Raw genomic sequence first — 14,827 nt, 5'->3', positions numbered from 1 at the left:
TTTAAAAAAATAGATGTAGTTACATTTCCTGGGAGGGTATAACAATGAACATTTATGTACTATTAAAAAGAACATTTGACACTGAAGAGAAAATTACAATTTCAAATGGTGCAATCCAAGAGGATGGCGCTGAATTTATTATAAATCCATACGATGAGTATGCAGTTGAAGAAGCGATTCAAATTCGTGACGCTCATGGTGGCGAAGTAACTGTTATAACAATTGGTAATGAAGATAGTGAAAAAGAACTTCGTACAGCACTAGCTATGGGTGCTGATAAAGCTGTATTAATTAATGTTGAAGATGATGTTACAAATGCTGACCAATACACTACTTCAAAACTTATTGCTAAATACTTAGAAGATAAAGATCCTTCAATTATTTTAGCAGGTAATGTGGCAATTGATGGAGGTACTGGTCAAGTAGGCCCTCGCGTTGCTGAATTATTAAATATTCCTTACGTGACAACAATTACTAAAATTGACATTAATGGTACGACAGCTACAATCGAACGTGATGTAGAGGGTGATACAGAAATCATCGAAACATCTTTACCATTACTAATCACTGCTCAACAAGGCTTAAATGAACCTAGATATCCATCTTTACCTGGTATTATGAAAGCTAAGAAAAAGCCTTTAGATGAATTAGAATTAGATGATTTAGATTTAGACGAAGATGAAGTTCAAGCGAAAACGAAAACAATTGAAATTTACCTACCTGCGAAGAAAGAAGCGGGCAAAGTATTATCAGGTGAATTAAAAGACCAAGTAAAAGAATTAGTTTCGTTACTACGTTCTGAAGCAAAAGTAATCTAATTTTATTGAATAGTAGAACTTAAATAATAGATTAATATCGTAATAGAAAATTTTGGAGGGAAATAACATGTCACGTAAAGTATTAGTATTAGGCGAAGTTCGTGAAGGATCACTACGTAATGTTTCATTTGAAGCAGTAAGTGCGGCTAAAACAGTTGCTGAGGGCGGAGAAGTAGTTGCTGTATTAGTAGGTAAATCAGTAAGTGCATTAGCTACTGAAATGATTCAATACGGTGCAGACCGTGCAATCGTAGTTGAAGATGAAAAATTAGCTTCATATACTTCAGATGGATATTCTCAAGCACTTTTAGCAGTTATTGACCAAGAAAAACCAGAAGGTCTAGTATTCGGTCATACAGCTTTAGGAAAGGATTTATCTCCGAAACTTGCTGCTCGTATGCAAAGTGGTCTTATTTCAGATGTTACAGCAATCGAAGTAGCTGGTGGAAATATTGTTTTCACTCGTCCGATTTACTCAGGTAAAGCATTCGAGAAAAAAGTAATGGTAGATCCATTTATTTTTGCGACAATCCGTCCAAATAACATTGCATCATTAGAAAAAGACGCTACTCGCACTGGTGATGTAGCAACTGTTTCAGTTGAAATTAAAGACTTACGTTCAATCGTCAAAGATGTTGTGCGTAAAGCAAGTGAAGGTGTAGACCTTTCAGAAGCGAAAGTAGTCGTTGCTGGTGGCCGTGGAGTTAAGAGTGAAGAAGGCTTTAATCCACTAAAAGAATTAGCTTCAGTATTAGGTGCTGCTGTAGGTGCATCTCGTGGTGCATGTGATGCTAATTACTGTGATTACTCATTACAAATTGGTCAAACTGGTAAAGTTGTAACACCTGACTTATATATTGCATGTGGTATTTCCGGAGCGATTCAACATTTAGCTGGTATGTCAAACTCTAAAGTAATCGTTGCAATTAACAAAGATCCAGAAGCTAATATTTTCAAAGTAGCTGACTATGGAATCGTTGGTGACTTATTCGAAGTATTACCTTTATTAACAGAAGAATTTAAAGCTGTATTAGTTAACTCTTAATATAGAAACTATAAATAATCCCACAAGAGCGTAGTATCTTGTGGGTTTTTTGTGTATTTTCAAGTGCACACCACCTAAATGACCTTAAAAAAAATAATGTAAATAAAAAAGAGGGGCTAAAAATATTTAACCACCTCCTTTATGGTTCTTCTATTCGTTTACAAGCCATTGTCATTACATCCTAACAATGACTGATCCACCGCCACTTGTTACAACTTGATTTTGTTTTTGTTCAAGTTGTCTAAGTAATTCATTATTTGCTTCGATTGCTTTTACAAGGTTTGTAATTTGATTTTCAAGATTGATGAACATCTGCATGATTGATTGATGATCGTTTTGTATATGCCCCCCTGCACCGTTTCTAATAGGATGTTGGGGATGATGCGGATGTGAATTCCAAAATGGATGATGCATATTTTTACCTCCAATTTCTAGACCAATGTACTATATAGTACGTCTATATTTTGTAAGAGTTCGCCTATTTTAGTTGACTCAGGAATTTTTGCTACATATATATACGAGAGAGAATCCTTTACGTTTTAATGAATTTTTGTGGAGAATATGGATGCATATATAAGAAGGAATTTGGTTTATGGGATCCATTGAACATTAACAAATAGGTAAATCTTTTTTGAACAACAAAAAAGTAATCCCGCTACAGGATTACTTAAAATTTAAGAAATAGCTTTGTTTAGTTTGCTTTTTTTTGATAATAATTCGTGGCGCATTTCAATTTTTCTTTCGATTTTTTCGATTTCCTCTTTGTTTCGTAATAAAGATTGTCTATTCTCATTAACTAGTTGATTAAACGTTTTACGTAAAGGTTTCCTCATAAATGCCACTCCTATCATGTTAAGTTTTTTGAATATTATTATTATATTCAATAATATATTAACATAAAAATCTGACAATTATCCGAGTGAGATATTACGAATTTGTGACAAAAGTAGCGAATGGAATTGTTACCCATGGACTAGATCAATAATTTATTGAGGTTCAGTCAAGTAATAATTTACCGTTTAAATAGTATTATGAATAAATTTTTTCATATACTTCTACTTCAATACCATCAGCATTCGTTTTATTTTCTACATATATAAACCCTTGTGATTTCCAAAAAGATTTTGCTTGTTGGTTATTAATTAACACACCTAATCGCAAACCGTGGATATTTCTTTTTATGAGTAGCTCTTCAAATAACACAAATGCGTTTGTTCCAAACCCATATCCATGGTAATCATGATGGATCATTAAAAGACCTAGCCAAGGAAAACCATCTTTTGGATTTAGCGCTAAAAAATCAATCAATCCTATATAAGTATCATCTAATTTAATAAAATAAGTTTCTGTTTGGTGTGAGGAAGCAAAATATTCCTTCATTAGTTCTTCTTTTGTCCGTGTTAAACAACCATTCTCCATTAAATTGTAATTTTGATTCGAATTTGTAATTTCTTCAATTACTTCAATTAAGTCTGATGTAATTCTTTCAAATGTTATCATGATTTTAATCCTTTCATTAGTATATCAACCTTTTGTTTGGAAATAGTAAGTTTGAGCAAATAAATAGAAAATGCTAATTCTCATGTGGTATACTTTCTTTAAAATTATAACAAATTATGTCAATCTACATATTTTACTTATGTAGCTTGCGCAGGTAGGAGGAAAAATAAATGGCAATTGTTAATGCAACAAACGCAACGTTCGCAGAAGAAACAAAAGAAGGTGTAGTATTAGTTGATTTTTGGGCAACTTGGTGTGGTCCTTGTAAAATGATTGCTCCTGTATTAGAAGAATTAGCTTCTGAATATGGAGAAAAAGTTAAAATTGTTAAAGTTGATGTTGATGAAAACCAAGAAACAGCAGCTAAATTTGAAGTTATGAGCATTCCATCATTATTCGTTCTTAAAGACGGCGAAGTAGTTGAAAAAACTTTAGGTTTCAAACCTAAAGAAGCTTTAGAAGAATTAATTACTCCACATATTGGTTAATCATAATTTGTAAGAAATGCACTCATAATATGAGTGCATTTTTTTTTTTGCATTTTTAATAAATAGCTAGCGAGAACTCTTATGATAAAACCATCTCCTAAAGCCAAAGAAAGTGTTTTCATTATCATTAGTAAAATAAACAATTAAAGTAATGTTAAAAATTTCTAATATAAATTTGATTGACTATTTTTCTGTCACGTTTTATATTTAATAAGCATTATTATTTAACATACATTAAATATTTACTTGAATTAATTTTTAAAGGGGGTTAAATTTATTGGGTAACAAAAATGAGTACATTGAACGGATTCAGATTGCACTTCAAAATACTATTCATAAAATGCAACCAAAGGTGACAGAAAGTATGAATAGTCATGGTGTAACAGCTACTCAATTTTTTGTTTTAATGTACTTACGAAAAAAAGAAAGCTGCAAAATATCTGAAATAGCAGAGATGATGGGTGTAAAACCAAGTGCGGTATCATTTATGATTGATCGACTAGAACATAATGATTTTGTATATAGAGAACATGATAAAAAGGACCGTAGAGTTGTAAATATTATGTTAACTGAGGAAGGTATAAAAAAATTAGAAACAGTGATACAGGATCGAAAAGCAATTTTTGAAAGTTTCTTGTTTAACCTTTCTGACGACGAGTTATTACAATTTGCAAAGATTACTGAAAAGCTTGCAAATGCTGCAGCAGAGTTATAGAAATTTTTACAAAATACTTTTTTGTATTTCTAATTATAAAAAGAAAAAAGATATGAAAGTGAAGGGAGAAATCTATTTTGACTACAGATACAGTTGTTCAAAAAGATGGCAGTCGTAAACTATTGCTTATTGGTCTAATAATAGCAATGTTTTTCTCTGCATTAGATGGTACGATTGTTGGTACTGCAATGCCTAAAATAGTTGGAGACCTTGGTGGTTTAAGTATGATGACTTGGCTTACAACAGCATACTTATTAACCTCAACTACTGTAGTACCAATCGCAGGTAAATTAGCTGACCTTTTAGGTCGTAGAAGTGTTTATATTGCTGGTTTAGTTATATTTATGGCAGCTTCAGCATTATGTGGTATTGCCCATAACATGACTGAATTAATCATTTACCGTGCTATTCAAGGTATCGGTGGCGGTGTAATGATGCCAATGGCGATGATTGTAATCGGGGATATATTTACAGGTAAAGAACGTGCGAAATTCCAAGGGGTTTTCGGTGGTATTTACGGTTTAGCATCAGTAATTGGTCCACAAATCGGTGGTTGGATTGTTGACTCATTAAACTGGAAATGGGTATTCTACATTAACCTTCCAGTAGGGATTGTCGCAACTATATTTATTGCATTAGGTTTAAAAGGAAGAAAAAATACTGGACCAATCAATTTTGATATCGCTGGTATGGTGACGATGATTGTCGGTGTTGTAAGCTTACTCCTTGCTTTAAGTTTAGGTGGAGTTGAATATGATTGGAACTCTTGGCAAATCATTAGTCTTTTTGTTTTAGCAATAGTGGGGATCGTTAGCTTCGTTATTGTGGAAAATAAAGCGAAAGAGCCAATTCTACCAATGCATTTATTCAAAAATAGAACTTTCGTTACATTAAACTTAGTTGGATTCTTTATGACAATCGCGATGTTTGGTGCAATCATGTTTGTACCATTCTTTATGCAAGGTATTGTAGGTACTAGTGCCACAGAATCAGGTACAATCATGACTCCAATGATGATTACAATGATTATTGCAAGTATTATTGGGGGGCAAGTTGTATTTAAAGTTGGTATTAAACCTCAAATTATGACAGGGATGTTCGTCATCGCATTAGGTCTATATTTATTAACAACTTTAGATATGGATTCAAGTAAAACAATTGCAACAATTTTTATGGGAGTTATGGGTCTAGGTATTGGTTTAGTCATGCCGACAATTACATTAGCTCTTCAAGAAGTTTTTGATAAGAAAGAATTAGGAATTGTTACATCTTCTAGTCAATTCTTCCGTTCAATCGGTGGTACTTTTGGGGCAACTGTTTTAGGTGCTGTTATGAATAGTAAATCGGGAACACTTTTAAATCATGATTTAGTTCCTTATTTAAATAAATTACCAGCACAAGCTGCAACATTAGTAGACAAATTTAAAGATATGATTAATACAAATCCTCAATCAGTCTTTACAATGTTATTTAATGAAGATGCTAAAAAGTTAATTCCTAAACCAATTTTAGAAGGTATGTTACCAATAATAAAAACATCATTAATGGATTCATTACATCAAGTATTCTTCGTCGGATTAGGATTCATAATTGTTGGTGCAATCGTAACATTATTCCTTAAGCCAATTAAATTAACAAATAGAAAAGCTGGAGATAAAGAAGGTAATGAGCAAGTAGAAGTGGAAACTGCGACTTCTTAATTTCTCAAGCTGTAATAATAAAAGTGAAAACCATCCAGAGAATTTTGGATGGTTTTTAGCTTAAAAAGAAGGTTCCCATGAAAAATCTGTGGGACAATCTATTTATTTTTTTAAATAGCGGTTGCGGTTGATACTTTTTCTTTTCTTTTTTTTATTTTACGTTTATTACTCCACAAAATCCAAGATAGGGCTAACCCTGTTCCGGTAAGTATAAAAAGACCGATGCCACTAATTAGACCAATTATGCCGGTATGTAAGCTTTTAGCTGAAAATGCAGAATGCTCAGGTCTTTTTCCAAAATTTTGGAATGGAGTTTGAAAATTAGCATCACTTTGTCCATTTTGAAGAGGATTGTTTTGAACGCTATTTTGAGAGTGTTCTTCTCCATTAAACTGACTACCGGATGGTAACTGATTTTGCATAGGAAATCGTCCCTTTTCTTCTTCACCTTTATTGAAATACAGGATAATTCCTGTAGCCGATTCGATTAATAAGAAAACCGATACAATAACACCAATCCAAAAATGAACTACTCTTACTTTTTTCATCTTATCATTACTCCCTTTTTTTAGATGAAATAAAAGTTACATTAGAAAACTTAATTTTTACTTAATATGATTAAAGTATTTTCAGTTTTCAAATGTGGAGATTATAATATTAAGTGTACAATTGCACGAAAGAGGTGAGAGGAAATGGACAATCACTTAAAAGAAAAATTAGCGCTTCTACCGGATCAGCCTGGTTGCTATTTGATGAAAGATATTCAAGGGACGATCATATACGTAGGAAAAGCTAAAGTCTTAAAAAATAGAGTTAGATCTTATTTCACTGGATCACATGATGGTAAGACCTATCGATTAGTTCAAGAGATAACTGATTTTGAATATATTGTTACGTCTTCAAATATGGAAGCTTTAATTCTTGAGATGAATTTAATTAAGAAATATGATCCGAAATATAACATTATGTTGAAGGATGATAAATCATACCCCTTTATTAAAATAACTGCTGAAAAACATCCTCGCTTATTGATTACGCGAAATGTAAAAAAAGATAAAGGAAAATATTTTGGCCCATTCCCTAATGCTACTGCCGCAAATGAAACAAAAAAATTATTAGACCGTCTATATCCATTACGAAAATGTTCTTCATTACCAGATAAAGTTTGTTTATATTATCATATTGGTCAGTGTCTTGCGCCTTGTGTAAAGGAAGTAACTGATGAGCAAAATCAGGACATAGTAAATGAAATTGCCCGTTTTCTAAACGGTGGTGAAGATCAAATACGAAAAGAGTTAGAGGCAAAAATGCTTGCTGCATCTGAACAATTAGATTTCGAGCGGGCAAAAGAGTATCGAGATCAAATTGTATCAATTGAAACGACTATGGAAAAGCAGAAAATGATGAGTAGTGATTTAATTGATCGAGATGTATTTGGATACGCGGTTGACAAGGGTTGGATGTGTGTTCAAGTATTCTTTGTTCGAAGTGGAAAATTAATTGAAAGAGATGTATCTTATTTTCCTATTTACGATGAACCTGAGGAAGAGTTCTTATCATTTATTGGGCAATTTTATGAAAAACCACATAATATAAAACCAAAAGAAATTTTTGTACCAGATAAAGTGGATACTGAAATTTTAAAAGGTTTATTAAAAATTCCTGTATTCCAACCAAAAAGAGGTCAAAAAAAGGAACTAGTTGTATTAGCAAATAAAAATGCCAAAATTGGACTCGGTGAGAAATTTAAATTAATTGAACGTGATGAGGAAAGAACCGTAAAAGCAATCGAAAAATTAGGAGAGATTTTAAATATTGAAACACCATATCGAATAGAAGCATTTGATAATTCAAATATACAAGGAACAAATCCTGTTTCAGCAATGGTTGTCTTTATAGATGGAAAACCTTCAAAAAAGGATTATCGCAAATATAAAATCAAAACGGTTGTAGGACCAGATGATTATGATTCAATGCGTGAGGTAGTTCGTAGAAGATATTCAAGAGCTCTAAAAGAAAATTTACCTTTACCTAACTTAATAATTGTGGATGGTGGGAAAGGACATCTAGCTGCAGTTGAAGATGTACTTCAAAATGAGTTAGCTTTATTCATTCCAACAGCCGGTCTTGTAAAAGATGAAAAACACCGCACTTCAGAGTTATTAATAGGACAACCACCTCAAATTGTCCAACTTGGTAGACAAAGCCAAGAGTTCTTTTTATTACAAAGAATTCAAGATGAGGTACACAGATTTGCGATTGAATTCTATCGTCAGCTTCATAGTAAATCAATGGTTCAATCTGCTTTAGATGGCATAGCGGGTGTTGGTGGAACAAGAAAGAAAGCCCTTCTTAAACATTTTGGATCAGTTAAAAAAATAAAAGAGGCATCAATCGATGAGTTAATTGCTGCTAAAATGCCAAAAAATGTTGCAGAAGAAATTTTTCAGCATTTCCATAAAGAGTGATACCAATAAATTTATCTTGACACTATTTTCAAAATAATTTATATTTTAGTTAAAATTAAATGATTTTCTCTCGTAATAGAGGTGCAAAACTTAAGAGTATGCTGTCATAGACGTGTGGCGTTGTGATGGACAGTTGAAAGGGAGTTTTGCCGAAATAAAATGAATCCACAATTCATTTTGTTGGGACTGCATTTAAGAAATGTAGTACTGTCGCATAATAATTATGCGGGGAGCTATTGAAGAGATGTTGATGATTTGTCTATTTTATTTGTAAATTAGGCGCGTGAACATTGCTTCACGCGCTTTTTTGTATTCTTTTTTAAGTAAAAAGTGAGGATGAGGAAAAATGGGAATTATTGTCCAGAAATTCGGTGGTACTTCAGTAGGCTCAATTGAACGAATTCAGCATGTTGCAAAAACAGTAACTAAATCATATAAAGAAGGAAACCAAGTAGTTACAGTCGTATCTGCTATGGGACATCATACAGACGAACTAGTTAGTTTAGCAGCTCAAATAAGTCCACAAAACAGTAAACGTGAATTAGATATGTTACTGACAACAGGCGAACAAGTTTCAATTTCATTATTAGCAATGGCAATTCAAGCACTAGGTTTTAAAGCTATTTCTCTTACTGGTTGGCAAGCTGGAATTCAAACTGAATCTGTCCATGGGAATGCGCGTATAGAAACAATTGATACAAAACGAATTCAACAATTACTTAATGAAGGATATATCGTCATTGTTGCTGGTTTCCAAGGATTAAGTGAAAGCAATGACATTACAACATTAGGCCGAGGTGGCTCAGATACTACAGCGGTAGCATTGGCTGCTGCTTTAAATGCAGAACGTTGTGATATTTACACGGACGTATTAGGGGTTTACACTACGGATCCAAGAGTTGAACCAAAAGCATCTAAATTAAGCCATGTCTCTTATGATGAAATGCTAGAGCTTGCAGCGTTAGGAGCTGCAGTTTTACATCCTAGAGCGGTAGAATTCGCAAAAAATTATCATTTAATTATTCAAGTTCGTTCAAGTCAACACGATGAAATCGGTACATTTATTGGGGAGGAAACAGAAATGGAACAACAATCAGTCGTAAGAGGAATCGCATTCGAATCGAATGTAACAAGGATGACTTTAAATGGTTTGAATAACCATGTAGATTTATTGCCTAAAATCTTTACTTTACTAGCAAGTGAAGGAATCGATGTAGATATTATCATCCAAAGCGTAACATCAGATAACTTAGTAAATCTTTCATTTTCGATCAAATCTGAAAATATGATGGAAGCAATAACAGTTTTAGAATCAAAGAAAGAGTTTTTAGGTTACCGCTCATTTGATTTTGAAAGTGAACTAGCTAAAGTATCAATTGTCGGCAGTGGAATGGTTTCAAATCCAGGTGTTGCTGCGAAAATGTTTAAATTTTTAGCAGAAAGTAAAATCCCTGTAAAAATGGTAAGTACTTCTGAAATTAAAGTATCAACAGTAATACCAAAATCAAATTTACAAGAAGCAGTTCATGCTCTTCATAACGGCTATCAACTAGATCGAATTAATGAAGCAGTAGTAGTAGAAAACTAAATAGAAAAAATAAACCCTTTTAGGCGTATACTTTCTTATTTATATAGGCTTGAAATATTGAGTTAATCAATATTGATCACGTCCATTTACCTAAGCTTATATAGTATAGAGATCGCGCTTTAAAGGGTTTTTTATTCGTTAAGCGAATAAATTATATAAAGATTCTGTAAATTTAAAATAAGTAAGGAGAACGGCTAAATGGTGAATAAATGAAGGAGGTATTAATAATGAGGCATAGTTTACTTGCGTTCAGATTTGGAGAAATTGTGCTACAGTTTGTTCTATTAATACTCGCCATTTTGTTTTTTGTTTCTATTTGTTTAATCTTATTAAATTCTATTATCAAAGGAGTTAAGAGAAACAAAAATTTTGAGAGAATTAGAAGACAGGATCAAAGTAATGAAAGGAAAGAGCAGGGGTAGGACGTTGAACTTTTCTTAAAGTATTTGAACTTATATTTCAATTTTTTATGAAAAAATCATCCTAATGAAACACCACAAGGAATAAAAATTTCCTTGTGGTGTTTTCATTTTATTTTCTTGTAATAGGATCCTTTAAATCCCATTTTACTTGGAATTTTACTTTATCGCCTCTTTTACTTTGCTCTTCATATGTTTCAGCAATTACATCGATTTGCTGTTGAATTTGCATCGCTAAAAATCCAGCTTCTAATTGGTAAGATACGTTCTTTTTTTGTTGATTTCTATATGTAATTAATTCAGAAGATAATGTTAAATGAACTTCTTGCTTCTTTTCTTCTTCAACAGTAAGAGTACCCCAACCAGCTTGGTCAAAAAATTCAATGATTTCTTCAAAAGTTGCTAATGGATATTTTCTGGCAAGCATTTTACCCGCCCAATATAAAATATCATTTTGCTCTTTTCCTAATAAATCACTCAATAGATCGTTTCGTATAAGCTCATAGCCAAAACCAGAAATATTTCCCGGAATATTTAAATTTTCAATGCCGTTCGTCATGGTCGGATAACTCTCCCTTTCCTAAAAAACATGTTTTTATTATATACAATATTTACTAGTAAAAACAACAATTCGACAATTGTAGATTACAAGGATTACCAATCTAATTGAGAAGTTTTTTCAGTAAATAAAAATGTACGCGTTTTCTTGACCTGCTATATTATCAGGAGTAAAATGGGTTGTAGATAAATGTCATAAAAATTTCGACTTTTTATGCGTATTACTAAATTATTCTATTTTTTTAGAATAATAGAGGAATCAAATTTTCATGTGCACAAACTAAAGGGGGCAGGGGTTTACATGAGCAACAAGAATGGAAGGGAGTTTTTCTTTAGAAAACTTCATTCATTGCTAGGCGTTATTCCGGTTGGAATCTTTTTAACACAGCACTTAGTTGTCAATCATTTTGCAACAAATGGAGCAACATCGTTCAACAAAGCTGCTGATTTTATGGCGAATTTACCATTCCGCTATTTTTTAGAAATTTTTATTATTCTCTTACCAATTTTATACCATGCAATATACGGACTATACATTGCGTTCACTGGAACTAGCAATGTTAAAAATTATGGGTACTTACGTAACTGGTTATATTTATTCCAACGTATTTCTGGTGTAATTACTTTAATTTTTATTACTTGGCACGTATGGCAAACACGTATCGCTGCTCAACTAGGAGCAACGGTTGATTATAATATGATGGCTGATATTTTTAGTTCGAAATTTATGTTAGTTTTCTATATAGTAGGTGTTATTTCAACAATTTTCCACTTTGCTAATGGATTATGGTCATTCTTCGTTTCTTGGGGAATTACTGTAACACCTAGATCACAACGTATTTCAACATATGTTACATTAGGTGTTTTCGTAGTATTATCAATCGTTGGATTACGTGCTATCTTTGCATTCATTGATCCACAACTAGCGAATTTGTAAGGAGAGAGAGTCATGAGTGGGAAAATAATTATCGTCGGTGGCGGATTAGCTGGTCTTATGGCAACAATTAAAGCCGCTGAAGCTGGCACAAAAGTAGATTTATTTTCATTAGTTCCCGTAAAACGATCACATTCAGTATGTGCTCAAGGTGGAATTAATGGTGCGGTTAATACAAAAGGTGAAGGTGACTCTCCTTGGGAGCACTTTGATGATACAATTTATGGTGGAGATTTCTTAGCAAACCAACCACCTGTAAAGGCAATGGCAGAAGCAGCACCGGGCATCATTCATATGATGGACCGTATGGGTGTAATGTTCAACCGTACGCCTGAAGGACTATTAGACTTCCGTCGTTTCGGTGGAACGCAACATCACCGTACAGCATTTGCTGGTGCTACGACTGGACAACAATTATTATATGCATTAGATGAGCAAGTTCGTCGTTACGAATCTGAAGGTCTTGTTCAAAAGTATGAAGGCTGGGAATTTTTAAGAGTTGTAGTTGATGATGAAGGAGTTTGTCGTGGAATCGTTGGACAAAACTTAACTTCAATGGAAATCGTAAGTTTCCCTGCGGATGCTGTAATTATGGCATCTGGTGGCCCTGGTATTATCTTTGGTAAAACGACAAACTCAATTATCAACACTGGTTCAGCTGCTGCAGCTGTATATCGTCAAGGTGCCGTTTATTCAAATGGTGAATTTATTCAAATCCATCCAACTGCGATTCCTGGAGATGATAAAAACCGTTTAATGAGTGAAAGTGCTCGTGGTGAAGGTGGACGAGTATGGACGTATAAAGACGGAAAACCATGGTATTTCTTAGAAGAAAAATATCCTGCATATGGAAACCTTGTACCAAGGGATATTGCTACACGTGAGATTTTCTCTGTATGTGTTGACCACAAACTTGGTATCAATGGTGAAAACATGGTTTATTTAGATCTTTCACATAAAGATCCACATGAACTTGATGTAAAACTAGGTGGAATCATCGAGATTTATGAAAAATTCACAGGTGATGATCCGAAAAAAGTTCCAATGAAGATCTTCCCAGCAGTTCACTACTCAATGGGTGGATTATGGGTTGACTATGACCAAATGACTACAATTCCTGGTTTATTTGCAGCTGGTGAGTGCGATTACTCAATGCACGGAGCTAACCGTTTAGGAGCTAACTCATTACTTTCTGCTATTTACGGTGGAATGGTTGCTGGACCAAATGCTGTACGATACGTAAATGGTTTAGCTAAATCTTCAGATGATGTGGCTTCTACTGTATTTGAATCAAATGCTAATGAAGAAAAAGAAAAAATGAATCGTATTTATAAAATGGACGGTAAAGAAAATGCATACCTTCTTCATAAAGAGCTTGGAGAGTGGATGACAGACAACGTTACTGTAGTTCGATTCAATGATCGCTTATTAAAAACTGATGAAAAAATTCAAGAACTTTATGAGCGTTATCAAAACATTAATATTAATGATACAGCTAAATGGAGTAACCAAGGTGCTTCATTTACTCGTCAACTTGAAAACATGCTCCACTTATCACGTGTGATCACATTAGGTGCATATAACCGTAATGAGAGCCGTGGAGCTCACTATAAACCTGAATTCCCAGAGCGTAATGATGAGGAGTTCTTAAAAACTACAATGGCTAAATTTGATGAAAAATCTAATTCACCATTATTCCATTACGAAGATGTTGATACGTCATTAATTCAACCAAGAAAACGAGATTATTCTAAGAAGAAGGAGGACAAAGCAAATGCATAATGGAACAATGACTGCTGAAAAGACAATTACTGTAATTGTTAAACGTCAAGATTCACCGAACACTGCGCCATATGAAGAAACATTTACTGTCCCTTATCGTCCGAATATGAACGTAATCTCGGCTTTAATGGAAATTCGTAAAAATCCTGTTAATTCAAATGGAAAAGAAACGACTGCAATTTCTTGGGACATGAACTGTCTTGAAGAAGTTTGTGGGGCATGTTCTATGATTATCAACGGTAAACCAAGACAATCATGTTCTGCGCTTATTGATAAATTGGAACAACCAATTCGTCTTGAGCCAATGAGTACATTCCCTGTAGTACGTGACTTACAAGTTGATCGTAGTCGTATGTTCGATTCTTTAAAACGAGTTAAAGCGTGGATTCCAATTGATGGAACGCATGACTTAGGTCCTGGACCAAGAATGCCTGAAAGAAAACGTCAATGGGCTTACGAATTATCAAAATGTATGACTTGTGGTGTATGTTTAGAAGCTTGTCCAAACGTTAATAGTAAATCTAACTTTATTGGACCAGCTCCGCTTTCACAAGTACGTTTATTTAATGCTCATCCAACTGGAGAAATGAATAAGGAAGAACGTCTACATGCAATTATGGGAGACGGTGGACTATCAAACTGTGGTAACTCACAAAACTGCGTACAATCTTGTCCAAAAGGTATTCCTTTAACTACTTCAATTGCAGCGTTAAACCGTGCAACAACAATTCAATCTTTCAAAGACTTCTTTGGAAGCGACGAAATATAATAAACAAAAAAGCATGTCCTTTTTAAAATGTACCCTATAGAGT

The 14,827-nt window shown here is 33.6% G+C and carries 15 protein-coding genes and 1 riboswitch; of the genes, 10 read left to right on the top strand and 5 right to left on the bottom strand.

Going from position 1 to position 14,827, the window contains the following annotated elements; translation table 11 throughout:
- The first annotated feature begins 44 nt into the window (after positions 1–44).
- Positions 45–818 carry an electron transfer flavoprotein subunit beta/FixA family protein gene (locus tag CN925_RS20060; protein WP_098848573.1) on the top strand — a complete coding sequence of 258 codons (774 nt, stop codon included), beginning with the start codon at positions 45–47 and terminating at the stop codon, positions 816–818.
- A 67-nt stretch (positions 819–885) separates the two neighbouring features.
- On the top strand, positions 886–1,863 hold the full coding sequence (locus CN925_RS20055; RefSeq protein WP_098848572.1) for an electron transfer flavoprotein subunit alpha/FixB family protein: 978 nt from the start codon (positions 886–888) through the stop codon (positions 1,861–1,863).
- Between the two features lie 174 nt (positions 1,864–2,037).
- Here CN925_RS20055 and CN925_RS20050 read toward each other — a convergent pair whose 3' ends face one another.
- The 3 genes from CN925_RS20050 to CN925_RS20040 all read right to left on the bottom strand — a co-directional run bounded on the left by CN925_RS20050 (position 2,038) and on the right by CN925_RS20040 (position 3,363).
- A complete protein-coding gene (locus CN925_RS20050; protein WP_098848571.1) occupies positions 2,038–2,277 on the bottom strand; it encodes a hypothetical protein in 240 nt (79 codons plus the stop codon).
- 260 nt (positions 2,278–2,537) lie between these two features.
- Positions 2,538–2,696 (bottom strand): FbpB family small basic protein, encoded by a 159-nt coding sequence (locus tag CN925_RS20045; protein WP_098848570.1) that lies wholly within the window; start codon positions 2,694–2,696, stop codon positions 2,538–2,540.
- 196 nt (positions 2,697–2,892) lie between these two features.
- Complete coding sequence (locus CN925_RS20040) at positions 2,893–3,363, bottom strand: GNAT family N-acetyltransferase (protein WP_098848569.1); 471 nt, start codon at positions 3,361–3,363, stop codon at positions 2,893–2,895.
- A gap of 170 nt (positions 3,364–3,533) precedes the next feature.
- On the opposite strand from CN925_RS20040, the gene trxA reads away from it, so the two are divergent.
- The 3 genes from trxA to CN925_RS20025 all read left to right on the top strand — a co-directional run bounded on the left by trxA (position 3,534) and on the right by CN925_RS20025 (position 6,266).
- The gene (trxA, locus tag CN925_RS20035; RefSeq protein ID WP_056472391.1) at positions 3,534–3,851 is read left to right on the top strand and encodes a thioredoxin; all 318 of its coding nucleotides are present in this window, start codon (positions 3,534–3,536) and stop codon (positions 3,849–3,851) included.
- A gap of 277 nt (positions 3,852–4,128) precedes the next feature.
- A complete protein-coding gene (locus tag CN925_RS20030) occupies positions 4,129–4,566 on the top strand; it encodes a MarR family winged helix-turn-helix transcriptional regulator (RefSeq protein ID WP_098848568.1) in 438 nt (145 codons plus the stop codon).
- Positions 4,567–4,643: 77 nt separating this feature from the next.
- Complete coding sequence (locus tag CN925_RS20025; protein WP_098848567.1) at positions 4,644–6,266, top strand: MDR family MFS transporter; 1,623 nt, start codon at positions 4,644–4,646, stop codon at positions 6,264–6,266.
- 110 nt (positions 6,267–6,376) lie between these two features.
- Here CN925_RS20025 and CN925_RS20020 read toward each other — a convergent pair whose 3' ends face one another.
- Positions 6,377–6,814, bottom strand: a complete 438-nt coding sequence (locus CN925_RS20020; RefSeq protein WP_098848566.1) for a PepSY domain-containing protein — start codon at positions 6,812–6,814, stop codon at positions 6,377–6,379.
- A 144-nt stretch (positions 6,815–6,958) separates the two neighbouring features.
- On the opposite strand from CN925_RS20020, the gene uvrC reads away from it, so the two are divergent.
- Together uvrC and CN925_RS20010 are read left to right on the top strand one after the other, a co-directional pair.
- Positions 6,959–8,734 carry an excinuclease ABC subunit UvrC gene (gene uvrC, locus CN925_RS20015; RefSeq protein ID WP_098848565.1) on the top strand — a complete coding sequence of 592 codons (1,776 nt, stop codon included), beginning with the start codon at positions 6,959–6,961 and terminating at the stop codon, positions 8,732–8,734.
- A gap of 68 nt (positions 8,735–8,802) precedes the next feature.
- Positions 8,803–8,978: riboswitch (Lysine riboswitch) on the top strand.
- A 102-nt stretch (positions 8,979–9,080) separates the two neighbouring features.
- Positions 9,081–10,322 carry an aspartate kinase gene (locus CN925_RS20010; protein WP_098848564.1) on the top strand — a complete coding sequence of 414 codons (1,242 nt, stop codon included), beginning with the start codon at positions 9,081–9,083 and terminating at the stop codon, positions 10,320–10,322.
- Between the two features lie 531 nt (positions 10,323–10,853).
- Here the strand turns inward: CN925_RS20010 and CN925_RS20000 are convergent.
- Positions 10,854–11,300 carry a YslB family protein gene (locus CN925_RS20000; protein ID WP_098848562.1) on the bottom strand — a complete coding sequence of 149 codons (447 nt, stop codon included), beginning with the start codon at positions 11,298–11,300 and terminating at the stop codon, positions 10,854–10,856.
- 300 nt (positions 11,301–11,600) lie between these two features.
- On the opposite strand from CN925_RS20000, the gene CN925_RS19995 reads away from it, so the two are divergent.
- Genes CN925_RS19995 through sdhB form a run of 3 tightly spaced genes read left to right on the top strand, consistent with a single transcriptional unit; the run spans position 11,601 to position 14,784 of the window.
- A complete protein-coding gene (locus CN925_RS19995; RefSeq protein ID WP_098848561.1) occupies positions 11,601–12,236 on the top strand; it encodes a succinate dehydrogenase cytochrome b558 subunit in 636 nt (211 codons plus the stop codon).
- Between the two features lie 12 nt (positions 12,237–12,248).
- The gene (sdhA, locus tag CN925_RS19990; protein WP_098848560.1) at positions 12,249–14,015 is read left to right on the top strand and encodes a succinate dehydrogenase flavoprotein subunit; all 1,767 of its coding nucleotides are present in this window, start codon (positions 12,249–12,251) and stop codon (positions 14,013–14,015) included.
- A 7-nt stretch (positions 14,016–14,022) separates the two neighbouring features.
- Positions 14,023–14,784, top strand: coding sequence for a succinate dehydrogenase iron-sulfur subunit (gene sdhB / locus CN925_RS19985; protein ID WP_098848600.1), 762 nt, complete (start codon positions 14,023–14,025; stop codon positions 14,782–14,784).
- Positions 14,785–14,827 lie beyond the last annotated feature (43 nt).

It is taken from the genome of Bacillus sp. AFS055030, assembly GCF_002574545.1.
In the GTDB taxonomy this organism is placed as follows: Bacteria; Bacillota; Bacilli; order Bacillales; family Bacillaceae_G; genus Gottfriedia.
The sequence above is the reverse complement of the archived record's forward strand: the minus strand, read 5'-3'. Positions and strand labels throughout refer to the sequence as shown.

Coding starts and splice junctions, on each gene's coding strand:
- CN925_RS20060 (WP_098848573.1), top strand. CDS start 45: ATGAACATTTATGTACTATTAAAAAGAACATTTGACACTGAAGAGAAA.
- CN925_RS20055 (WP_098848572.1), top strand. CDS start 886: ATGTCACGTAAAGTATTAGTATTAGGCGAAGTTCGTGAAGGATCACTA.
- CN925_RS20050 (WP_098848571.1), bottom strand. CDS start 2,277: ATGCATCATCCATTTTGGAATTCACATCCGCATCATCCCCAACATCCT.
- CN925_RS20045 (WP_098848570.1), bottom strand. CDS start 2,696: ATGAGGAAACCTTTACGTAAAACGTTTAATCAACTAGTTAATGAGAAT.
- CN925_RS20040 (WP_098848569.1), bottom strand. CDS start 3,363: ATGATAACATTTGAAAGAATTACATCAGACTTAATTGAAGTAATTGAA.
- trxA (WP_056472391.1), top strand. CDS start 3,534: ATGGCAATTGTTAATGCAACAAACGCAACGTTCGCAGAAGAAACAAAA.
- CN925_RS20020 (WP_098848566.1), bottom strand. CDS start 6,814: ATGAAAAAAGTAAGAGTAGTTCATTTTTGGATTGGTGTTATTGTATCG.
- uvrC (WP_098848565.1), top strand. CDS start 6,959: ATGGACAATCACTTAAAAGAAAAATTAGCGCTTCTACCGGATCAGCCT.
- CN925_RS20010 (WP_098848564.1), top strand. CDS start 9,081: ATGGGAATTATTGTCCAGAAATTCGGTGGTACTTCAGTAGGCTCAATT.
- CN925_RS20000 (WP_098848562.1), bottom strand. CDS start 11,300: ATGACGAACGGCATTGAAAATTTAAATATTCCGGGAAATATTTCTGGT.
- CN925_RS19995 (WP_098848561.1), top strand. CDS start 11,601: ATGAGCAACAAGAATGGAAGGGAGTTTTTCTTTAGAAAACTTCATTCA.
- sdhA (WP_098848560.1), top strand. CDS start 12,249: ATGAGTGGGAAAATAATTATCGTCGGTGGCGGATTAGCTGGTCTTATG.
- sdhB (WP_098848600.1), top strand. CDS start 14,023: ATGACTGCTGAAAAGACAATTACTGTAATTGTTAAACGTCAAGATTCA.